This window comes from Hydrocarboniclastica marina, from assembly GCF_004851605.1.
Classification (GTDB): domain Bacteria; phylum Pseudomonadota; class Gammaproteobacteria; order Pseudomonadales; family Oleiphilaceae; genus Hydrocarboniclastica; species Hydrocarboniclastica marina.
In genome coordinates this window covers 2,672,827-2,688,769 of sequence record NZ_CP031093.1, presented here as the reverse complement: position 1 = coordinate 2,688,769, position 15,943 = coordinate 2,672,827, and the positions used below count along the sequence as shown (strand labels likewise).

Annotated in this window: 14 protein-coding genes; 10 read left to right on the top strand and 4 right to left on the bottom strand. The window is 59.1% G+C overall.

Annotated features, from left to right (window positions below):
• Positions 1-19 precede the first annotated feature (19 nt).
• Positions 20-166 carry a hypothetical protein gene (locus tag soil367_RS18835; protein WP_172962336.1) on the top strand — a complete coding sequence of 49 codons (147 nt, stop codon included), beginning with the start codon at positions 20-22 and terminating at the stop codon, positions 164-166.
• Positions 163-1,263: an NAD(P)/FAD-dependent oxidoreductase gene (locus soil367_RS11970; protein ID WP_136549315.1), complete on the top strand. Its 1,101-nt coding sequence runs from the start codon at positions 163-165 to the stop codon at positions 1,261-1,263. Before soil367_RS18835 ends, soil367_RS11970 begins: the two co-directional genes overlap by 4 nt.
• Positions 1,264-1,286: 23 nt before the next feature.
• Here soil367_RS11970 and soil367_RS19045 read toward each other — a convergent pair whose 3' ends face one another.
• Positions 1,287-2,006, bottom strand: coding sequence for a ComF family protein (locus soil367_RS19045; RefSeq protein WP_246065272.1), 720 nt, complete (start codon positions 2,004-2,006; stop codon positions 1,287-1,289).
• A gap of 142 nt (positions 2,007-2,148) precedes the next feature.
• On the opposite strand from soil367_RS19045, the gene bioB reads away from it, so the two are divergent.
• The 8 genes from bioB (at position 2,149) to soil367_RS11925 (ending at position 11,343) form a co-directional block, all read left to right on the top strand.
• Entirely contained in the window at positions 2,149-3,264 is a 1,116-nt protein-coding gene (gene bioB, locus soil367_RS11960; protein ID WP_136549314.1) for a biotin synthase BioB, read from the top strand.
• Between the two features lie 5 nt (positions 3,265-3,269).
• Positions 3,270-4,469: an 8-amino-7-oxononanoate synthase gene (gene bioF / locus soil367_RS11955; RefSeq protein ID WP_136549313.1), complete on the top strand. Its 1,200-nt coding sequence runs from the start codon at positions 3,270-3,272 to the stop codon at positions 4,467-4,469.
• The gene (locus soil367_RS11950) at positions 4,466-5,203 is read left to right on the top strand and encodes an alpha/beta hydrolase family protein (RefSeq protein WP_136549312.1); all 738 of its coding nucleotides are present in this window, start codon (positions 4,466-4,468) and stop codon (positions 5,201-5,203) included. Before bioF ends, soil367_RS11950 begins: the two co-directional genes overlap by 4 nt.
• A complete protein-coding gene (locus soil367_RS11945) occupies positions 5,200-5,997 on the top strand; it encodes a methyltransferase domain-containing protein (protein WP_136549311.1) in 798 nt (265 codons plus the stop codon). Before soil367_RS11950 ends, soil367_RS11945 begins: the two co-directional genes overlap by 4 nt.
• A 9-nt stretch (positions 5,998-6,006) precedes the next feature.
• Positions 6,007-6,708, top strand: a complete 702-nt coding sequence (gene bioD, locus soil367_RS11940) for a dethiobiotin synthase (RefSeq protein WP_136549310.1) — start codon at positions 6,007-6,009, stop codon at positions 6,706-6,708.
• Between the two features lie 52 nt (positions 6,709-6,760).
• Entirely contained in the window at positions 6,761-7,018 is a 258-nt protein-coding gene (locus soil367_RS11935; protein ID WP_136549309.1) for a flagellar biosynthesis protein FlgE, read from the top strand.
• Positions 7,019-7,538: 520 nt separating this feature from the next.
• Entirely contained in the window at positions 7,539-9,338 is a 1,800-nt protein-coding gene (locus soil367_RS11930; RefSeq protein ID WP_136549308.1) for an acyl-CoA dehydrogenase C-terminal domain-containing protein, read from the top strand.
• 217 nt (positions 9,339-9,555) lie between these two features.
• Positions 9,556-11,343 carry an acyl-CoA dehydrogenase C-terminal domain-containing protein gene (locus tag soil367_RS11925; protein WP_136549307.1) on the top strand — a complete coding sequence of 596 codons (1,788 nt, stop codon included), beginning with the start codon at positions 9,556-9,558 and terminating at the stop codon, positions 11,341-11,343.
• Between the two features lie 59 nt (positions 11,344-11,402).
• Here the strand turns inward: soil367_RS11925 and holA are convergent, their stop codons facing one another.
• The 3 genes from holA to leuS all read right to left on the bottom strand — a co-directional run bounded on the left by holA (position 11,403) and on the right by leuS (position 15,721).
• Positions 11,403-12,419 (bottom strand): DNA polymerase III subunit delta, encoded by a 1,017-nt coding sequence (gene holA / locus soil367_RS11920; RefSeq protein ID WP_136549306.1) that lies wholly within the window; start codon positions 12,417-12,419, stop codon positions 11,403-11,405.
• Entirely contained in the window at positions 12,409-13,008 is a 600-nt protein-coding gene (locus soil367_RS11915) for an LPS-assembly lipoprotein LptE (RefSeq protein ID WP_136549305.1), read from the bottom strand. Before soil367_RS11915 ends, holA begins: the two co-directional genes overlap by 11 nt.
• A 124-nt stretch (positions 13,009-13,132) precedes the next feature.
• Positions 13,133-15,721 (bottom strand): leucine--tRNA ligase, encoded by a 2,589-nt coding sequence (gene leuS / locus soil367_RS11910; RefSeq protein ID WP_136549304.1) that lies wholly within the window; start codon positions 15,719-15,721, stop codon positions 13,133-13,135.
• Between the last annotated feature and the right edge of the window lie 222 nt (positions 15,722-15,943).

Below are 15,943 nucleotides of genomic sequence, written 5' to 3'. Positions count from 1 at the left end.
GCTACGGGACACTAGTATAATGGTAGAAGCACGATCCCGCGAGGGTATCGACCGCGGCGAGTCGGGCGGTCCCCTGACTCAGCGTCTTAATGCCGACCACAGTCTTTTTGCCGAAGAGCCTGGACGGGCTGGCCTTTCCGTCAGTATCAAAAAGGATCGCAGATGAAACTGGAGGCAGACACTGTCGTCATCGGTGCCGGCGTCGTCGGGCTCGCGATAGCCCGTGCGCTGGCCCGAGACGGGCGAGATGTGCTGGTGCTGGAACAGCAGTCAGCCTTTGGCATGGGGATATCTTCCCGAAACAGCGAGGTCATCCATGCCGGGCTCTACTATCCAGAAGGCTCGTTGAAAGCCAGGCTCTGCACGACCGGGCGGCGCGCGCTCTACGACTATTGTGCAAGCCATGGCGTACCGTACCGTCGCTGCGGGAAGTGGGTCATAGCAACTCATCCAGAACAGGAGCCCGCGCTGGCCGAGGTGGAGCAGCGGGCTGCCGCCAATGGGGTGACGCTCGATCGCCTATCCACGCGCTCACGGGCGGCGGAGCCGGACCTCAACATAGTGGCCGGGCTCGCGTCACCCGAAACCGGTATCATTGACAGTCACCAGTTGATGCTCGCTCTGATCGGTGAACTTGAAGATGCAGGTGGACGCGTCGCCTACAACGCGCCCGTCGAGTTCGCAGAAGCACGAGGGACAGGGCATCTGCTTCGTGTCGGTGGCGAACTGGAGTGCGAAATATTATGCCGGCAGGCGGTCAACGCTGCGGGGCTGAATGCCGCTGGACTGGCCCGGCAATGGGGCGGGTTCGACAAAAGCCGGGTCCCGGCGCTGCACATGGCCCGGGGCCACTACTTCAGTTATAGCGGGGCACACCCGTTCACGCGCCTTATCTATCCCGTGCCTGAGCCTGGCGGACTCGGTATCCATCTCACCCTCGATCTTGCGGGTCAGGCCAGGTTCGGACCCGACGTACAGTGGATCACCCAGGAGGACTATCAGGTCCCGGTGGACCGCGCCGGACACTTCCGTGACTCGATTGCCCAATGGTGGCGGGGTTTCGATCCCGCCCGGCTAAAGCCGGCCTATTCAGGCATCAGACCCAAACTCAGCGGCCCCGGCAAGGATCCGGCAGACTTCTTCATCGAAGGGCCGGAGGAGCACGGCATTGAGGGATTGGTCGTGCTGCTGGGGATAGAATCGCCCGGCCTGACAGCCAGCCTTGCGATCAGCGAGCTGGTCAGGGATAAGCTCGCGCATTAGTTCAACGCCTGCCCGTCATGAAGTTATCTCATCGGCGTCCGGGCCAGCGCCCACACCGAGACTGTTAGGGCGCCCTGGGCTTTGAGCGTTTTGGCAAGTTGCTGCGCCGTTGCGCCAGTTGTTACCACATCATCGACGATAGCAACATGGGGCGGAGGCCGGCCGTTGACGACGAAGGCGCCGGCCAGATTCTTCAGCCGCGCCTTACGGTCAAGGCGGATCTGCGGTCGTGTCGCAGCCGACCGGCTGCAGAGTTGATAGTCCACCGGGATTTGTAATGCACGACCTAGCTCATAGGCAATAATGGCTGCCTGGTTGAACCCGCGCGCCCGATATCGCACTGGATGCATAGGGCAGGGCAGCAGAATATCCGGTTTTGGGTCACTGCACTGTTTCAGGTCGTTACCCAGCAGTGCGATCAGCGGCCGCGCCATGGCCTGCTGACCCTGGAATTTGAAGCGCCCTATCATGGTGTCGACCGGGAAAGTGTAGAGGCAGGCCGTCACGACGCGGTCAAATGCGGGCATGTTCTGCTGGCATCGGCCACAGGCCTTTGCGTCGAAGGGCAGGGGTAGCGCGCAGGTTCGGCAGGTGAAACCCATGCGCGGCAGCGCGCGCAGGCAGGCCAGGCAGAGTCTGCCGGCCTGCGCTGGCGCCAGACAGAGCGGGCACTGACTGGAATGCCGGCCAGTGTAAACCAGATTTTCAAGATAGGTTGACACCCACCGGGCGGGCCGTATCATATCCACCATCCTTGGCGTTGGTCCGAGATCTTTTGCGCCCTAACCGGTCAGCGCGGCCGCAATTCCGGCAAGTGCTTAGTTCCTGTCCGGTTCCCAAAAGGTCTGGGCCCAGCTTCAGCACCTTCAAGCAGGAGCCAAATCCATGTCATCTGCCACCGTGAGCTCAATCCCTTCCACTGCAAACGTTGCCCATGGTTTACGCCATGACTGGACCATGGCGGAGGTGAGAGAGCTCTTGGCCCTGCCTTTCAATGACCTGATCTTCCGGGCCCAGACTGTGCATCGTCAGAACTTTGATCCGAACGAGGTGCAGGTCAGCACATTGCTCTCGATCAAGACAGGTGCCTGCCCGGAGGACTGTAAATACTGTCCGCAAAGCGGTCACTACAATACCGGGCTGGAGAAAGAAAAGCTTCTCGAAATCCAGAAAGTGATTTCCGAAGCGAGAAATGCCAAAGAAAAAGGGGCGTCACGTTTCTGTATGGGTGCGGCCTGGCGGAGCCCTACGGCAAAAGACCTGCCGTACGTGCTGGATATGGTGCGCGAGGTCAAGTCTCTCGGCCTTGAGACCTGCATGACCCTGGGCATGCTGACGGGCGAGCAGGCTTCAGCCCTGGCTGAAGCGGGACTGGACTACTACAACCACAATCTCGACACCTCGGCCGAATATTACGACCAGATTATCACTACCCGGACCTATTCTGACCGCTTGCGCACACTTGCCCATGTTCGGGATGCCGGCATGAAGGTCTGTTGCGGCGGCATCATGGGCATGGGAGAGTCCGAGGATGACCGGGCGGGCCTGCTGGTTCAGTTGGCAAACCTGCCGAAGCACCCGGAGTCTGTGCCCATCAACATGCTGGTCAAAGTCGAAGGCACACCGCTGGCCGATGAGGCAGATCTGGAACCGTTCGATTTTGTCCGTACCGTCGCGGTTGCCCGGATTCTCATGCCGGAATCCCATGTCCGCCTTTCAGCTGGTCGCGAAGATATGAACGAGCAAATGCAGGCGCTCTGCTTCTTCGCGGGCGCCAATTCGATTTTCTATGGCGAAAAACTGCTTACAACCGCCAATCCCGAAGCAGATCGGGACCGCCAACTGTTCCAGAAGCTGGGCATTCGGCCGGAGCAGCGCGAGCAGACCCAGCCCGAGGCGCATGAGGAAGCCGCGTTGGTCGAGGCGTTAGAACAGGAACGTACCGCTCATCTTTTCTATGATGCGTCGGCGCCGGTTGGGAAAACCGCGGCTGAGCTTTAACCCGAATGCGTGATTGGGCTGGCAGGCTTGAGCAGCGCCGCGAGCAGGGCCTCTACCGTAAAAGGCAGGTTCTGGGTTCTCCGCAAGGGCCAAGGGTCCGGCTTGACGGTCAGTCCTGCCTGAATTTTTGTAGTAATGACTACCTGGGGCTCGTGAATCATCCCCAGGTCGTCGAGGCCATGGCTGAGGCCTGCCGGACCATGGGGGTAGGGGCGGGTGCGTCACATCTGGTCTGCGGTCACCATCAGGCTCACCACGCACTCGAGCATGCACTTGCTGAGTTCACAGGCCGTGAGGCCGCACTCGTCTTCTCCAGTGGCTATGCCGCCAACCTTGGTGTATTGGCGGCTCTGGCGACCCGGGGTGACCTGGTGTTCCAGGATCGGCTGAACCACGCATCGCTACTGGATGGCGTCCTGTTAAGCCGGGCGACACTCAAGCGCTTCCCTCACGCGGACCATCAGGCGTTAAAAGCGATGCTGAAAGACAGCGAAAGCGCCGTCTCGTCCAGCAGTCAGCGGTTTGTCGTGACTGATGGGGTATTCAGTATGGATGGCGACCTGGCGCCGCTGGATGAACTTGGCGCGGTAGCCAAGGAACACGATGCATTATTGATTGTGGACGATGCCCATGGTTATGGGGTGCTGGGGTCCGGGGGGCGAGGCAGCGTCAGCCATTACGGGCTGAGTGAAGAGGACGTGCCCCTGGTGGTCGGCACCCTGGGCAAGGCCTTGGGTACGGCGGGTGCTTTCATTGCCGGTCCCCGCCTGCTAATTGATTACCTTGTGCAGTTTGCTCGGCCCTATATCTATACCACTGCCATGCCGCCAGCAATTGCAGCAGCCACCCTGGTCAGCTTGCGCCTGGCAGAAGATGAGGTCTGGCGCCGTGACCACCTGCAAGCGCTAATCGTGCGTTTCCGTAAGGAGACCGCTGCCCTTGGCTACCGGCTTATGGCCTCTTCGACGCCAATACAACCGCTACTAATCGGCGATGCCCGCGAAGCGAGCCGCCTGAGTCAGGCGCTGCTGGGCCGAGGCATCGCGGTTAGCGCAATAAGGCCGCCAACCGTTCCCGAAGGCTCCGCCCGGCTGCGCGTCACTCTCACCTCAGCCCATTCCCATGCAGATCTCGATCAGCTTCTGGATGCTTTGGCGGCCGAGCAGTCATCTATCGGGTGTAGCCAGACCGGCGCAACGGCATGAGCGACCTGCCATTAGTTCTCATCGGGGGCTGGGGCGTACCGGTGGAGGCGGTAGCGACCGTGGCACGCCGCTGGCCAGGCCGCGTAATGACGGTTTCGGTACATGATTACGCCGAGGCCCATGGACCGGAGGCCTGGGTCCGGCAACTATTGTCTCGGGCGCCCGTGTCTGCAGTTTGGGCGGGCTGGTCCTTAGGTGGTCAGCTCGCCATGCTGGCTGCGCAAATAGCGCCGGCACGGGTTGCCGGAGTCTGGACGGTCTGCAGTTCACCCAGGTTTCTGGCCCGCCCGGACTGGCCTGGTATGCCCCTCGAAGAATTCGCGCAATTCAGGGTCGGAGTGGCCGCAAACCCGGCGCGGGCCTGGAAGCGCTTCCTCCTGCTCCAGATTCGTGGGGATGAGTATGAGGCAGAAGGCCGAGAAGCCTGGCAGCCCTGGCTCAAAAAAGGGCCGGCCTGGCCGCGGGAGACGCTGCTGGCTGGTCTCGATTGGCTCGGCGATCTGGACCGACGGGCTGCCTGGCGTAATTGCCAGGTTCCGCACTCCCACTGGTTCGGTGATCAGGACCCGTTGGTCGATCCGGCGCTTGTTCGCACAGGTAGCGTAGCTAACGCCAGACTTGCCGCAGGGATGGCACACTGGCCATTTGGTGCCCATGCCGACGCGCTCGCCGTCAGCCTGCGCCAGTTCGGGCAAACACTGGAGATGACCGGCGAAAATCTGGAGGCCCCATGAATGAGCTTGTCTGGTCGCCCCATAAAGCCCGTGTCGCGGCTGATTTTGGTGCGGCAGCGCCCCGCTACAATCGCGTCGCGCGCTTACAGAAAATCGTTATCGAGCTTTTGCTAAAGCGGCTGCAACCGGTTGCCGGGCATGTGCTTGATTTGGGCTGTGGAACCGGTCTTGCGCTGAAAGATCTCGCCGCCGCCTGTCCCCAGGCGGATGTGGTAGCGATGGACCTGGCCGAGGGGATGGTGCGCCATGCCCGCGCGGACCTGACCGAGGGGCATGAACGCAGCCTTTACCACTGGCTGGCAGGAGACGCCGAAGCCCTGCCTCTGGCAGACGGCAGTCTGGATCTTGTTTTTTCGAGCCTGGCGATCCAGTGGTGCGAGAACCTGGCTTCCGTGTTCCAGGAGCAGGCGCGTGTGCTGAAACCGGGCGGCCAGCTGCTCGCGTCGACGCTGGTTGACGGCACGTTGGGCGAACTCAGTTGGGCATGGCAGCAGGTGGATCCTGGCCGAGCCCATGTTAACCGCTTTCTTAGCGAAAGCGACTTGAAGGCCGAGGTACGGCGGGTGTTCGGCTCCGCTCGCGTTGATGTTGTCGATATAAAGCTGAATTATCCCGGGCTCGGCGCGCTATTGCGCGAACTCAAGGATCTGGGCGCCCGTTATAAAGGAGCCGCAGCCGGTACCCGTGCTACAGCGCCGGGAAAATTGCGTCGTCTGGAAGCTGCGTATGGCTCGTTGGCTACCCCTGCCGGGCAGTTGCCCGCGACCTACAAAGTGGCGATTATCCAGAACTGAGGAGTAAACGTGGCCAGAAAAACTGTATTTATAACCGGTACCGATACCGAAGTGGGCAAAACCATGGTGTCTGCTGCGCTGCTATATGCTGCTGCCCGAGCAGGCTACCGCACGCTCGCACTCAAACCGGTAGCGGCAGGCTGCGAAGAGACAGCAGAAGGATTGCGTAATGACGATGCCCTGATGTTACAGGCAGCGATGACAGAACAACTCAGCTACTCGCAGGTCAATCCGGTTGCGCTGGCCGAAGCTATCGCCCCCCATGTCGCGGCTGTCAATGCGGGTGTTCGGCTGTCGGTGCAGAGGCTGGCCGGGTTTTGCCGCGGCGTAATGCTCAAACCCGCTGACTTTCTGCTGATAGAAGGGGCAGGCGGATGGCGGGTGCCGCTCAATGAACGTGAGAGCTACGCCGGGCTTCCCGTTGAGCTGGCCTGCCAGGTGATCCTGGTAGTTGATCTTCGCCTGGGCGCGATAAATCATGCGCTTCTTACCGCCGAGGCGATCCGACGTGACGGCCTTCAGTTGATTGGCTGGGTCGCTAACCGGGCATCTCCCTTGCCTATGCAGGCCGAAGCACAGACGCTGGCATTCCTGGCCCAGGCGCTGGGCGCGCCGCTCCTGGCCGAGTTACCGCATCAGACTCAATCCGATCCCCGAGCGCTGGCACAGTACATAGATGATCAGGTGATGCGGGATTTGATTGAAAATTAACCAGCACTATGATCAACTGAACGTATCTAATGGCTGAGATGAGGTAGTAGCCATGATAAACGGTGTGTTGGGCTCGGGTCTGCAAGGTGTACAGCAGGGCATCATTGGCATGGATACCGCAGCGCGCAAGATAGTTAGCGCGGGTGTTGAGTCTGAGGCAGGCACGCCTACGGGCAGGACGGATGCGCCAGGGAGCGTGGCGGAGTCTTTGATTGATCTGAAGCTGTATGAGCGCAATGTTCAGGCATCGTCCCAGGTCGTCAAAACGGCCAATGAAATGGTCGGTACGCTGCTCGATACATCTGCCTGATAAAAGCTCAGTCGGCATACAGTTTATCAGGAAGTGCCATCTGAAGCCGTAACGCCGGCAACCACTCGTCCGCTCGGATCGCGGTTGCTGGCCCTGACCTCAACATTTCTTGCAGTCGTTCCCTTTTACAGCTTTTGGCGCCTTGAGCCGTCGCGCATGTGGTTTACCCCCCCCTTTTTTACAGTTTCCCCTGCAGTTAGTGGGTTGGGTTACCGCTCGACTCCGTATTTCGGCTGTAGCAGGGCGGTCTGGGTTGTCGTTCGCGAACACGTTGACTTGCGCGGTTAGCGCTCGCCTTTTTTATGATCTCGGCTTGACAAGAACTGGGCGCAAACGTATGTTTCAAACAGTCGTTTAAATAGTTCCATGATCCAGCGGCGGCGGCTGGAAGTGTCCGGGGTCGATCCCGTCCTCGTAGACCCGTTAAATCTCTTTTGCCTGTATTTGTAAGCTCAACGCTGAGACTCGGAGTAGCTCCGATTTGGCGCGGTTGCGGTCCTTCAAAGCTGAGGTGTAGACAATGCCTGAATATAAAGCCCCCTTGCGCGATATCAAATTTGTGATGAATGAAGTGCTGGAGAGTGAAAAGCACTATGCCAGCCTGCCCGGCGGTGAGGAAGCAACCCCGGACATGATCGAAGCCATCATCCAGGAAGGCGCCAAGTTCTGCGAACAGGTCCTGTCTCCGCTCAATGCTGTGGGTGATAAGGAAGGCTGCACCTGGACTGAGGACGGGGTAAAGACACCCGCTGGTTTCAAAGAGGCTTATCAGCAGTATGTAGAGGGCGGCTGGCCTTCAATGACTGCTCCGGCAGAACTGGGCGGTCAGGGCTTGCCGGCATCGATCGGTCTGGTCATGAGTGAAATGGTCGGCACCGCTAACTGGGCCTGGGGCATGTATCCCGGTCTGAGTCACGGCTGCCAGAATACTCTTGAAAGCCATGGTACACCTGAGCAGAAAGAAACCTATCTGCCGAAGCTGGTCAGCGGCGAGTGGACCGGGACCATGTGTCTGACCGAGCCGCACTGTGGCTCTGACCTCGGTATCCTGCGGACCAAGGCAGAGCCCAATGCCGATGGGTCTTACAGCATCACTGGCACCAAGATCTTTATCTCTGCCGGCGAACACGATATGGCCGAGAACATCATTCATATCGTGCTTGCGCGCCTACCGGATGCGCCCCAGGGTACTAAAGGCATCTCCCTTTTTGTTGTGCCCAAGTTCCTGACCTCCGGCAACGGCGAAGTCGGAGAGCGTAACGCCGTCAAGTGTGGTTCGATCGAACACAAGATGGGTATCCACGGTAACAGTACCTGCGTCATGAACTTCGACGGCGCCAAGGGTTACCTGGTCGGGCCGGAAAACCGTGGCCTGAACTGTATGTTCACGTTCATGAACATTGCTCGTATCGGTACCGCTATCCAGGGTCTGGGTTCGGCCGAGCTGTCGTTCCAGGGTTCGCTGGCTTATGCTCGCGACCGCCTGGCGATGCGTTCCCTTTCAGGCGTGAAGAATCCGGACGGCCCGGCCGACCCGATTATCGTTCATCCCGACGTACGTCGTATGCTCCTGACCCAGAAAGCCTTCGCCGAGGGTGCACGGGCGCTGATCTACTACGCAGCCCAGCAGAGCGACCTGGTTCGCTACAGTGATGACGCCGAAGTCCGCAAGGAGGCTGACGAACTGCTCAGCTTCCTGACACCGATCGCGAAGGCTTTCCTGACCGAGGTAGGCTGTGAATCGACCAACCTGGGGATGCAGGTATTCGGTGGCCACGGCTTTATCTCGGAGTGGGGCATGGAGCAGATCGTCCGGGATGCGCGTATCGCTACCATTTACGAAGGCACCACCGGCATCCAGGCGCTGGACCTGTTGGGTCGTAAGGTACTGATGACCCAGGGCGAGTCGCTGAAGCGTTTTACCAAGATCGTCCACAAGTTCTGCAAGGAGCAGGGTGAGAGCGAGCAGCTTCAGGATCTGCTTCAGCCGCTGCAGGCGCATAACAAAGAGTGGGGCGATATCACCATGAAAGTGGGTATGACCGCCATGAAGAACCGGGACGAAGTTGGCGCCGCGAGCGTTGACTATCTGATGTATTCTGGTTACCTCGTGATGGCCTACCTGTGGGCTAAAATGGCGGTTGTCGCCCAGCAGCAACTGGAGCAGGGCACATCTGAAGAGGCGTTCTACACAGCCAAGCTTCAGACTGCGCGTTTTTACTTCAAGCGCCTGCTGCCACGCGCCAAGGCTCATGGTGAAGCTGTCCTTGCCGGTGCAGATTCTCTGATGGACATGCCGGAAGAGCACTTCGTATTCTAAACAGGTGACGAACCTGCCGACCCGTTTGCAGAGCTCGTGGCCTTCTTCACTGGAAAAGGCTGGGCTCTGGAACGGGTTTTTTTTTGATAGCGCTTTATCGAGGTCGTAAACTTGGCGACCGACAACTTGTCGGAATGCAGCCAGCGTCTCGACTTGAGCGGCAACTGGTCACCCGGTTCAAGGGTGTCAGGGCATATAACGTCTGAGAGGGTAAATAATGGCAGAGTACAAAGCTCCGTTGCGGGATATGCGGTTTTTGCTGAACGAGGTTTTTGATGCGCCCGCCGAATGGGCTCGCCTACCGGGCCTGAGTGAGCATATTGATCCCGAAACTGCAGATGCGATTCTTGAAGAGGCGGGCAAGGTTACCGCCAATGTTACCGCGCCGCTCAGCCGTGAAGGCGACGAGCAGGGCTGTAAATGGGAAAACGGAAATGTCACCTCCCCTGATGGGTTCAAGGAAGCCTACCAGACGCTGATGGAAGGCGGCTGGATGGGCCTCGGCGGCGACCCCGAGTTTGGCGGCATGGGCATGCCGAAAACGCTGGTGGGTCTCTGGGAAGAGATGCTGCAGGGCTCCAACATGGGCTTCGGCCTGGCGCCCATGCTGTCCGCGGGTGCGAGCCTGGCTATTAACGCCCATGCCAGCCAGGAGTTGAAGGAAAAGTACCTGCCCAATCTTTACGCGGGCGTCTGGTCGGGCTCAATGGATCTGACCGAGCCCCACGCAGGAACCGACCTGGGCATTATCCGCACCAAGGCTGTTCCGGACAGCAACGACAGTTACCTCATCAGCGGCACCAAGATCTTCATCAGCTGGGGTGAGCACGACATGGCGGAGAATATCATCCACCTGGTGCTGGCCAAGTTGCCGGATGCCCCAGCCGGGCCAAAAGGTATCTCCCTGTTTCTGGTTCCAAAGTTCATGGTTAATGAAGATGGATCGCTGGGCGAGCGGAACGCCATGGCTTGTGGTTCCATCGAGAAGAAGATGGGCATCAAGGGCTCTGCGACCTGCGTCATGAACTTCGATGGCGCGCGCGGCTGGCTGGTCGGCGAGCCCAATAAGGGCCTCAACGCCATGTTCACCATGATGAACTACGAACGGTTGGGCGTGGGCATCCAGGGCATCGGTGCTGCCGAGGCTTCCTTCCAGAATGCTCTAGAATATGCGAAGGAACGCCTGCAAAGCCGGGCGCCGACCGGTAAGCAACACCCGGAAAAAGCGGCTGACCCCCTGTTGGTGCACCCGGATGTGCGTCGTATGCTGCTGACAATGAAAGGCTATATCGAGGGCGGGCGCGCATTTTCTACCTACGTGGGACTGTGGCTCGACCGCGCCAAATACGTGCAGGAAAGCGGTGAAAAGACAACGGCTGAAGCCATGGTTGCGCTGCTTACCCCAGTGGCCAAGGCATTCCTTACGGACCGCGGATTCGAAAGCTGTGTCATTGGCCAGCAGGTGTTCGGGGGGCATGGCTACGTACGCGAATGGGGTCAGGAACAATTGGTGCGGGACGCGCGTATTACACAAATCTACGAGGGCGCCAACGGTATTCAGGCTCTGGACCTGATGGGGCGCAAAGTAGTGGCAAACAACGGCAAGTTCTACGAGATCTTCGCCAGCGAAATCGCCGGCTTTATCGAGCAGAACTCGAGCGACGAGGCGCTGCGTCCTTATCTGGAGCCGCTTGCTGCAGCGCTGGAGCGTCTGTCAGATGTCACTGAAATTGTGATTGACCGGTCCGCGCAGAATCCAAATGAGATCGGTGCCGCCTCAGTCGAATATCTTGACCTCTTTGGTTACACGGCGCTCGCATACATGTGGGCACGCATTGTGAAGGTGGCTAGTCAGAGTGGAGGCGCTGCGGACAGCTTTCTCAGCGGTAAACTCAAAACAGCCGACTTCTACTTCAGCCGCCTGCTGCCCAGGACCGTTTCCCTGGCGGAAAGCGTAAGAAGTGGCAGCGACGCAATGATGGCGCTGACGGCTGACGAGTTCTAACGTCGAGCCACAAGTGTCAGTAAAACCTGGCGCCCGCCTGGACCTCCTTCGGGAATCCTTCAGGTGGGCGTCTTTGTTTGAGCGGCCTGCACCAGAAGATCCCGGAGCAACCGCCAGGGCGAGTCGTTATCGCAACCTTTGGCCGCTCTATCGATAAGGACACAGCTTTTCAGCAGCCGTTCGCTTTGTGCCTGTGTCAGGCGATGGGACGCTGCCGAAAGCGCCTGCTGCTGTTGACGTTGGTTGATGCGATGCGTCTTGAAGTAGGCTGCTGTCTGCTGGCCCTGGGCGCGTGCCTGGTTCAGGGCGATAAGCTGCTTGAGATCCCGTGTTACGATCGCCAGCACGGCCAGCCCGTTGTAGCCTTCCTGCTCAAGCACCGACAGCATTTTCTGCCCATGGCTTACTTCCCCTTTCAGCAATGCCTCGGCGAATGCAAATACCGTAAAGCGGGATGAGTCCAGGACGCTGCTGTCGATTAATGCCTCATCTACTTTGCCGTTTGGCGCAAGCAGACTCAGTCTGTCCAACTCCTGATTGGCTACCAACAGGTTGCCTTCGACCCGGTCGGCCAGCAATGCCTGGGCTGCTTCGCTAAACTGGAGCCCGCGCTCGCGAGCGCGGTGAGCCAGCCAACCGGGAAACTGGGACGCTTCAATAGGCCAGATCTGCACGTGTACAGCTTTGTCCTGAACTGTTTTGACCCATTTTTTTCGAAGTTCGCCCCCGTCCAGCCTGGGACTGATCAGGAGGACGATCACGTCGTCGCCGGCATTTCCCAGAAAGCGTTCAATGAAGTCCTTGCCATTGCCGATCTTACCGGTAGGTAGGGTTATTTCGAGCCGCTTCCGTTCGGAAAAGAGGGAAAGGGCGCTTACTTCCTCAGCAACGGATGCCCAGTCAAGCTGATTGTCAGCCTGGTAGACCTTGCGTTCTTCAAATCCCTGGCTGCGCGCCTTTGAACGGATCTGGTCGCAGGCTTCCTGAACCAGTAGGGGTTCGTCGCCGGTGACCAGATAAAGTGGCGCCAGTGTTTTTTCCAGTGCACCAGCGAGCTGGGGAGCGTTAAGGCGCATCTGGAGCCTGAACTTCCGCTTCGCCCGAAGCGGCCTGCGCGGCCTCGTACTCAGCAATCAACGCCTGGATCCGCTCCGCTGTGTACGGCGTGAGCCTGAACACGATCTGCTGGGCAAGACGGGAGTAGAGCTGCTCGGTCAGATCGCGTTGCTCTCTACGCTTCGCCAGCACGTTGTCTTCATCGTATCTGTAGATCTCATTTGCGGAGATTGTGGCTTGCGCCAGCAGAGGGATTTCTGTGGGCGTGAACAACGACATACGCGTCTGTAACCGGAGATCATATTCAGCCGCTGCGGCAGAGTCCGTGATAGCTGTGGCCCGGCGGCTGGTTTCGAGGCCTGTCAGGCGAAGTGTATAACTCGACTCCCTGGCAGTCTCCACAACGGTGACTTCGTTGAGCTCCAGGAGCTCACGCACCTGTTCGCAGAGGGCTATAGGGGTATTGCCGGCGCAGTCGACGAATACGGGGTTAAGCGCATCAGGAACCGCGGTGGCGCCCCGCAGGCGAAAGCCGCAGGCGCTCAGGGCAACGCTCAACAGGATAAATACCGCGATCAAATGCCGTGGTTTGTTGTGATTCGTACGCATAGCCTGTCCGTAAAGTCTGCGTTGTGCAGGTGCCCTGCCTGCAGTCTGGGATCAATCACCGGCGGGCCGGAAGCAGCCCGCCTGGACTCTCAACGACATTAGCTGGCGACCCTGGTGGGCGACGTTAGTTGGCAACGATGTTGACCAGCTTTCCGGGCACTACGATGACTTTGCGCACGGTCTTCCCTTCGGTGAAGCGCTGAACGTTCTCATCTTCGAGCGCCAGCTGCTCCAGGGTCGCCTTTGATACATCAGCAGGCACCTGAACACGGGAGCGAAGTTTGCCGTTTACCTGCAGCACGATCTCAAGGGTGTCCCGGGTTAGCGCCGACTCATCCACCGTGGGCCAGCGACTATCGATCACAGCTTCGTCATGACCCAGCGTCTGCCAGAGTTGGTGGCAGATATGGGGCGTAATGGGCGATAGCAGTACCACCGCAGCCTCAAGGGCTTCCTGGACAACCGCCCGGGCCTGATCCGAAGTGTCTTCGTTTCTGCCGATGTCGTTCAGCAATTCCATCACCGCGGCGACGGCCGTGTTGAACGTGAGGCGCCGGCTGATGTCATCGCTGACCTTGGCGATAGTCTCATGCGTCTTGCGGCGCAGCTGCTTCTGCCTGTCGGCCAGGTCACTGGTGTTCAGCGCAACGGTAACGCCGTCTTTGGCGTGGTCGTGCACCATGCGCCAGAGCTTGCGGAGGAAACGATACGCGCCTTCGACGCCGCTGTCCGACCACTCAAGTGACTGCTCAGGCGGTGCCGCGAATATCATGAAGAGCCGGACGGTGTCCGCCCCATACTGGTCAATAATCGACTGAGGATCGATACCGTTGTTCTTCGATTTCGACATCTTGCTGATGCCGGCCGGCAATACCGGCTTACCGTCATCCCGGTGTACCGCCTGAACGACTCTGCCTTTTTCGTCCCGCTCGACCTCGACATCCTTGGGAGATACCCACGTCTTGGGGCCGCCGTCCTCGCTTTCACGGTAGAAAGTGTCGGCCAGAACCATGCCCTGGCAAAGCAGGCGCTTGAATGGTTCGTCGCTTTCCACCAGGCCGACATCCCGAAGCAGCTTGTGGAAAAACCGGGAGTAGAGCAGGTGCAGTATGGCGTGCTCAATACCGCCAATGTACTGATCGACCGGAAGCCAGTAATTGGCCGCCCTGGGGTCCAGCATGCCTTCCTGGTAGCCGGGGCTGCAGTAACGCGCGTAGTACCAGGATGACTCCATGAACGTGTCGAAAGTGTCGGTCTCGCGGGTTGCCGCCTGGCCGTGGTAAGAGGCTCGGGCCCATGCCGGGTCAGACTTGATCGGCGAGGTTACACCGTCCATCTCGACATCTTCGGGCAGTCTGATAGGTAGCTCGTCCTCCGGCACGCAGACCTCAGACCCATCTTCCAGGGTCATCATGGGGATCGGCGCGCCCCAGTAACGCTGCCGGGACACACCCCAGTCGCGCAGCCGGTAGTTGACCTTGCGCTGACCGATGCCTTCCTGCTCCAGCCGCGCCGAGATAGCGTCAAACGCTTCTGCTGAGGACATGCCACTGTACGCACCTGAAGAAACAAGCAGCCCTTTCTCGGTCAGAGGTTCCTCGTGAATATCGATTTCGCGGCCATCGCGGGGGGCAATGACCTGCTTGATGGGAAGGCCGTACTTGCGCGCAAACTCGTGATCACGCTCATCGTGGCCGGGAACGGACATCACCGCCCCTGAGCCGTAGCTCATCAGAACGAAATTGGCGATCCAGACGGGAATCTCTTCCTGGGTAATGGGGTGTACGGCGTGATACCCGGTGTCGATTCCTTTTTTCTCCATGGTCGCCAGGTCAGCCTCGGCGAAGCCGGCGTTTCTGTTTTCTGCGATGAAGTCGGCAACATCCCGGCTACGCTCAGCTGCTTTCAATGCCAGCGGATGCTGCGGGGCAACGGCCATGTAGCTGACACCCATCAAGGTATCAGGGCGCGTCGTAAAAACTGTCAGCGCTTCGCCGGCGTCTTGCAACTGAAAGGTCAACTCAAGGCCTTCCGAGCGCCCGATCCAGTTGCGTTGCATGGCCTTGACCTGCTCGGGCCAGTCTTCAAGCTTATCCAGGTCTTGCAGCAGTTCTTCCGCATAGTCGGTGATGCGTATGAACCATTGCGGTATCTCTTTCTGTTCCACCAGAGCCCCGGAACGCCAGCCGCGGCCATCCACCACCTGCTCGTTAGCGAGCACGGTCTGATCAACGGGGTCCCAGTTCACCGTCGACATTTTTTTGTAGACCAGGCCTTTCTCATACAGCCGGGTGAAAAACCATTGCTCCCAACGGTAGTACTCCGGCTTGCAGGTGGCCAGCTCCCGCGACCAGTCGTAGCCAAAACCCAGCTGCTGCAGCTGGTTCTTCATGTACTCGATGTTGGCATAGGTCCATCGGGCTGGGGCTGTTTTATTGCTGATTGCGGCGTTTTCCGCGGGGAGCCCGAAAGCGTCCCAGCCCATGGGCTGCAGGACGTTCTTGCCCAGCAAGCGCTGGTAACGACTGATCACATCGCCGATGGTGTAGTTTCGCACGTGCCCCATATGCAGCTTGCCGCTGGGGTAGGGGAACATGGAGAGGCAGTAGTACTTGGGTTTTGCCGGGTCTTCTGTAACCTTGAAGCTCTCGTTTTCCTGCCAATACTTCTGCGCGGCCTGTTCTACTTCGCGGGGGCGGTAGTGCTCTTCCATTCTTGCCTTTGCCTTATCCAACCGTACTGGGGTCTGAAATTATCAGGGAGGGTGACAATCAGGCTGAGAGGCAGTCAAATGGCTTTATAAAGCCTTTGACTGACACCCGGCAGTTTGCACCGAAAGGGAACTATTCTAACCTAAGGGGCTTGCGCTGTCTGGCTGCCGGGACTGTAATTTTGTGAGGCTGGGCAAAACGACTCTGACACTGCAGCACCACAA

Excerpts from the sequence above, each read along its gene's own strand:
- soil367_RS18835 (WP_172962336.1), top strand. The coding sequence starts at position 20 with ATGGTAGAAGCACGATCCCGCGAGGGTATCGACCGCGGCGAGTCGGGC.
- soil367_RS11970 (WP_136549315.1), top strand. The coding sequence starts at position 163 with ATGAAACTGGAGGCAGACACTGTCGTCATCGGTGCCGGCGTCGTCGGG.
- soil367_RS19045 (WP_246065272.1), bottom strand. The coding sequence starts at position 2,006 with ATGATACGGCCCGCCCGGTGGGTGTCAACCTATCTTGAAAATCTGGTT.
- bioB (WP_136549314.1), top strand. The coding sequence starts at position 2,149 with ATGTCATCTGCCACCGTGAGCTCAATCCCTTCCACTGCAAACGTTGCC.
- bioF (WP_136549313.1), top strand. The coding sequence starts at position 3,270 with ATGCGTGATTGGGCTGGCAGGCTTGAGCAGCGCCGCGAGCAGGGCCTC.
- soil367_RS11950 (WP_136549312.1), top strand. The coding sequence starts at position 4,466 with ATGAGCGACCTGCCATTAGTTCTCATCGGGGGCTGGGGCGTACCGGTG.
- soil367_RS11945 (WP_136549311.1), top strand. The coding sequence starts at position 5,200 with ATGAATGAGCTTGTCTGGTCGCCCCATAAAGCCCGTGTCGCGGCTGAT.
- soil367_RS11935 (WP_136549309.1), top strand. The coding sequence starts at position 6,761 with ATGATAAACGGTGTGTTGGGCTCGGGTCTGCAAGGTGTACAGCAGGGC.
- soil367_RS11930 (WP_136549308.1), top strand. The coding sequence starts at position 7,539 with ATGCCTGAATATAAAGCCCCCTTGCGCGATATCAAATTTGTGATGAAT.
- soil367_RS11925 (WP_136549307.1), top strand. The coding sequence starts at position 9,556 with ATGGCAGAGTACAAAGCTCCGTTGCGGGATATGCGGTTTTTGCTGAAC.
- holA (WP_136549306.1), bottom strand. The coding sequence starts at position 12,419 with ATGCGCCTTAACGCTCCCCAGCTCGCTGGTGCACTGGAAAAAACACTG.
- soil367_RS11915 (WP_136549305.1), bottom strand. The coding sequence starts at position 13,008 with ATGCGTACGAATCACAACAAACCACGGCATTTGATCGCGGTATTTATC.
- leuS (WP_136549304.1), bottom strand. The coding sequence starts at position 15,721 with ATGGAAGAGCACTACCGCCCCCGCGAAGTAGAACAGGCCGCGCAGAAG.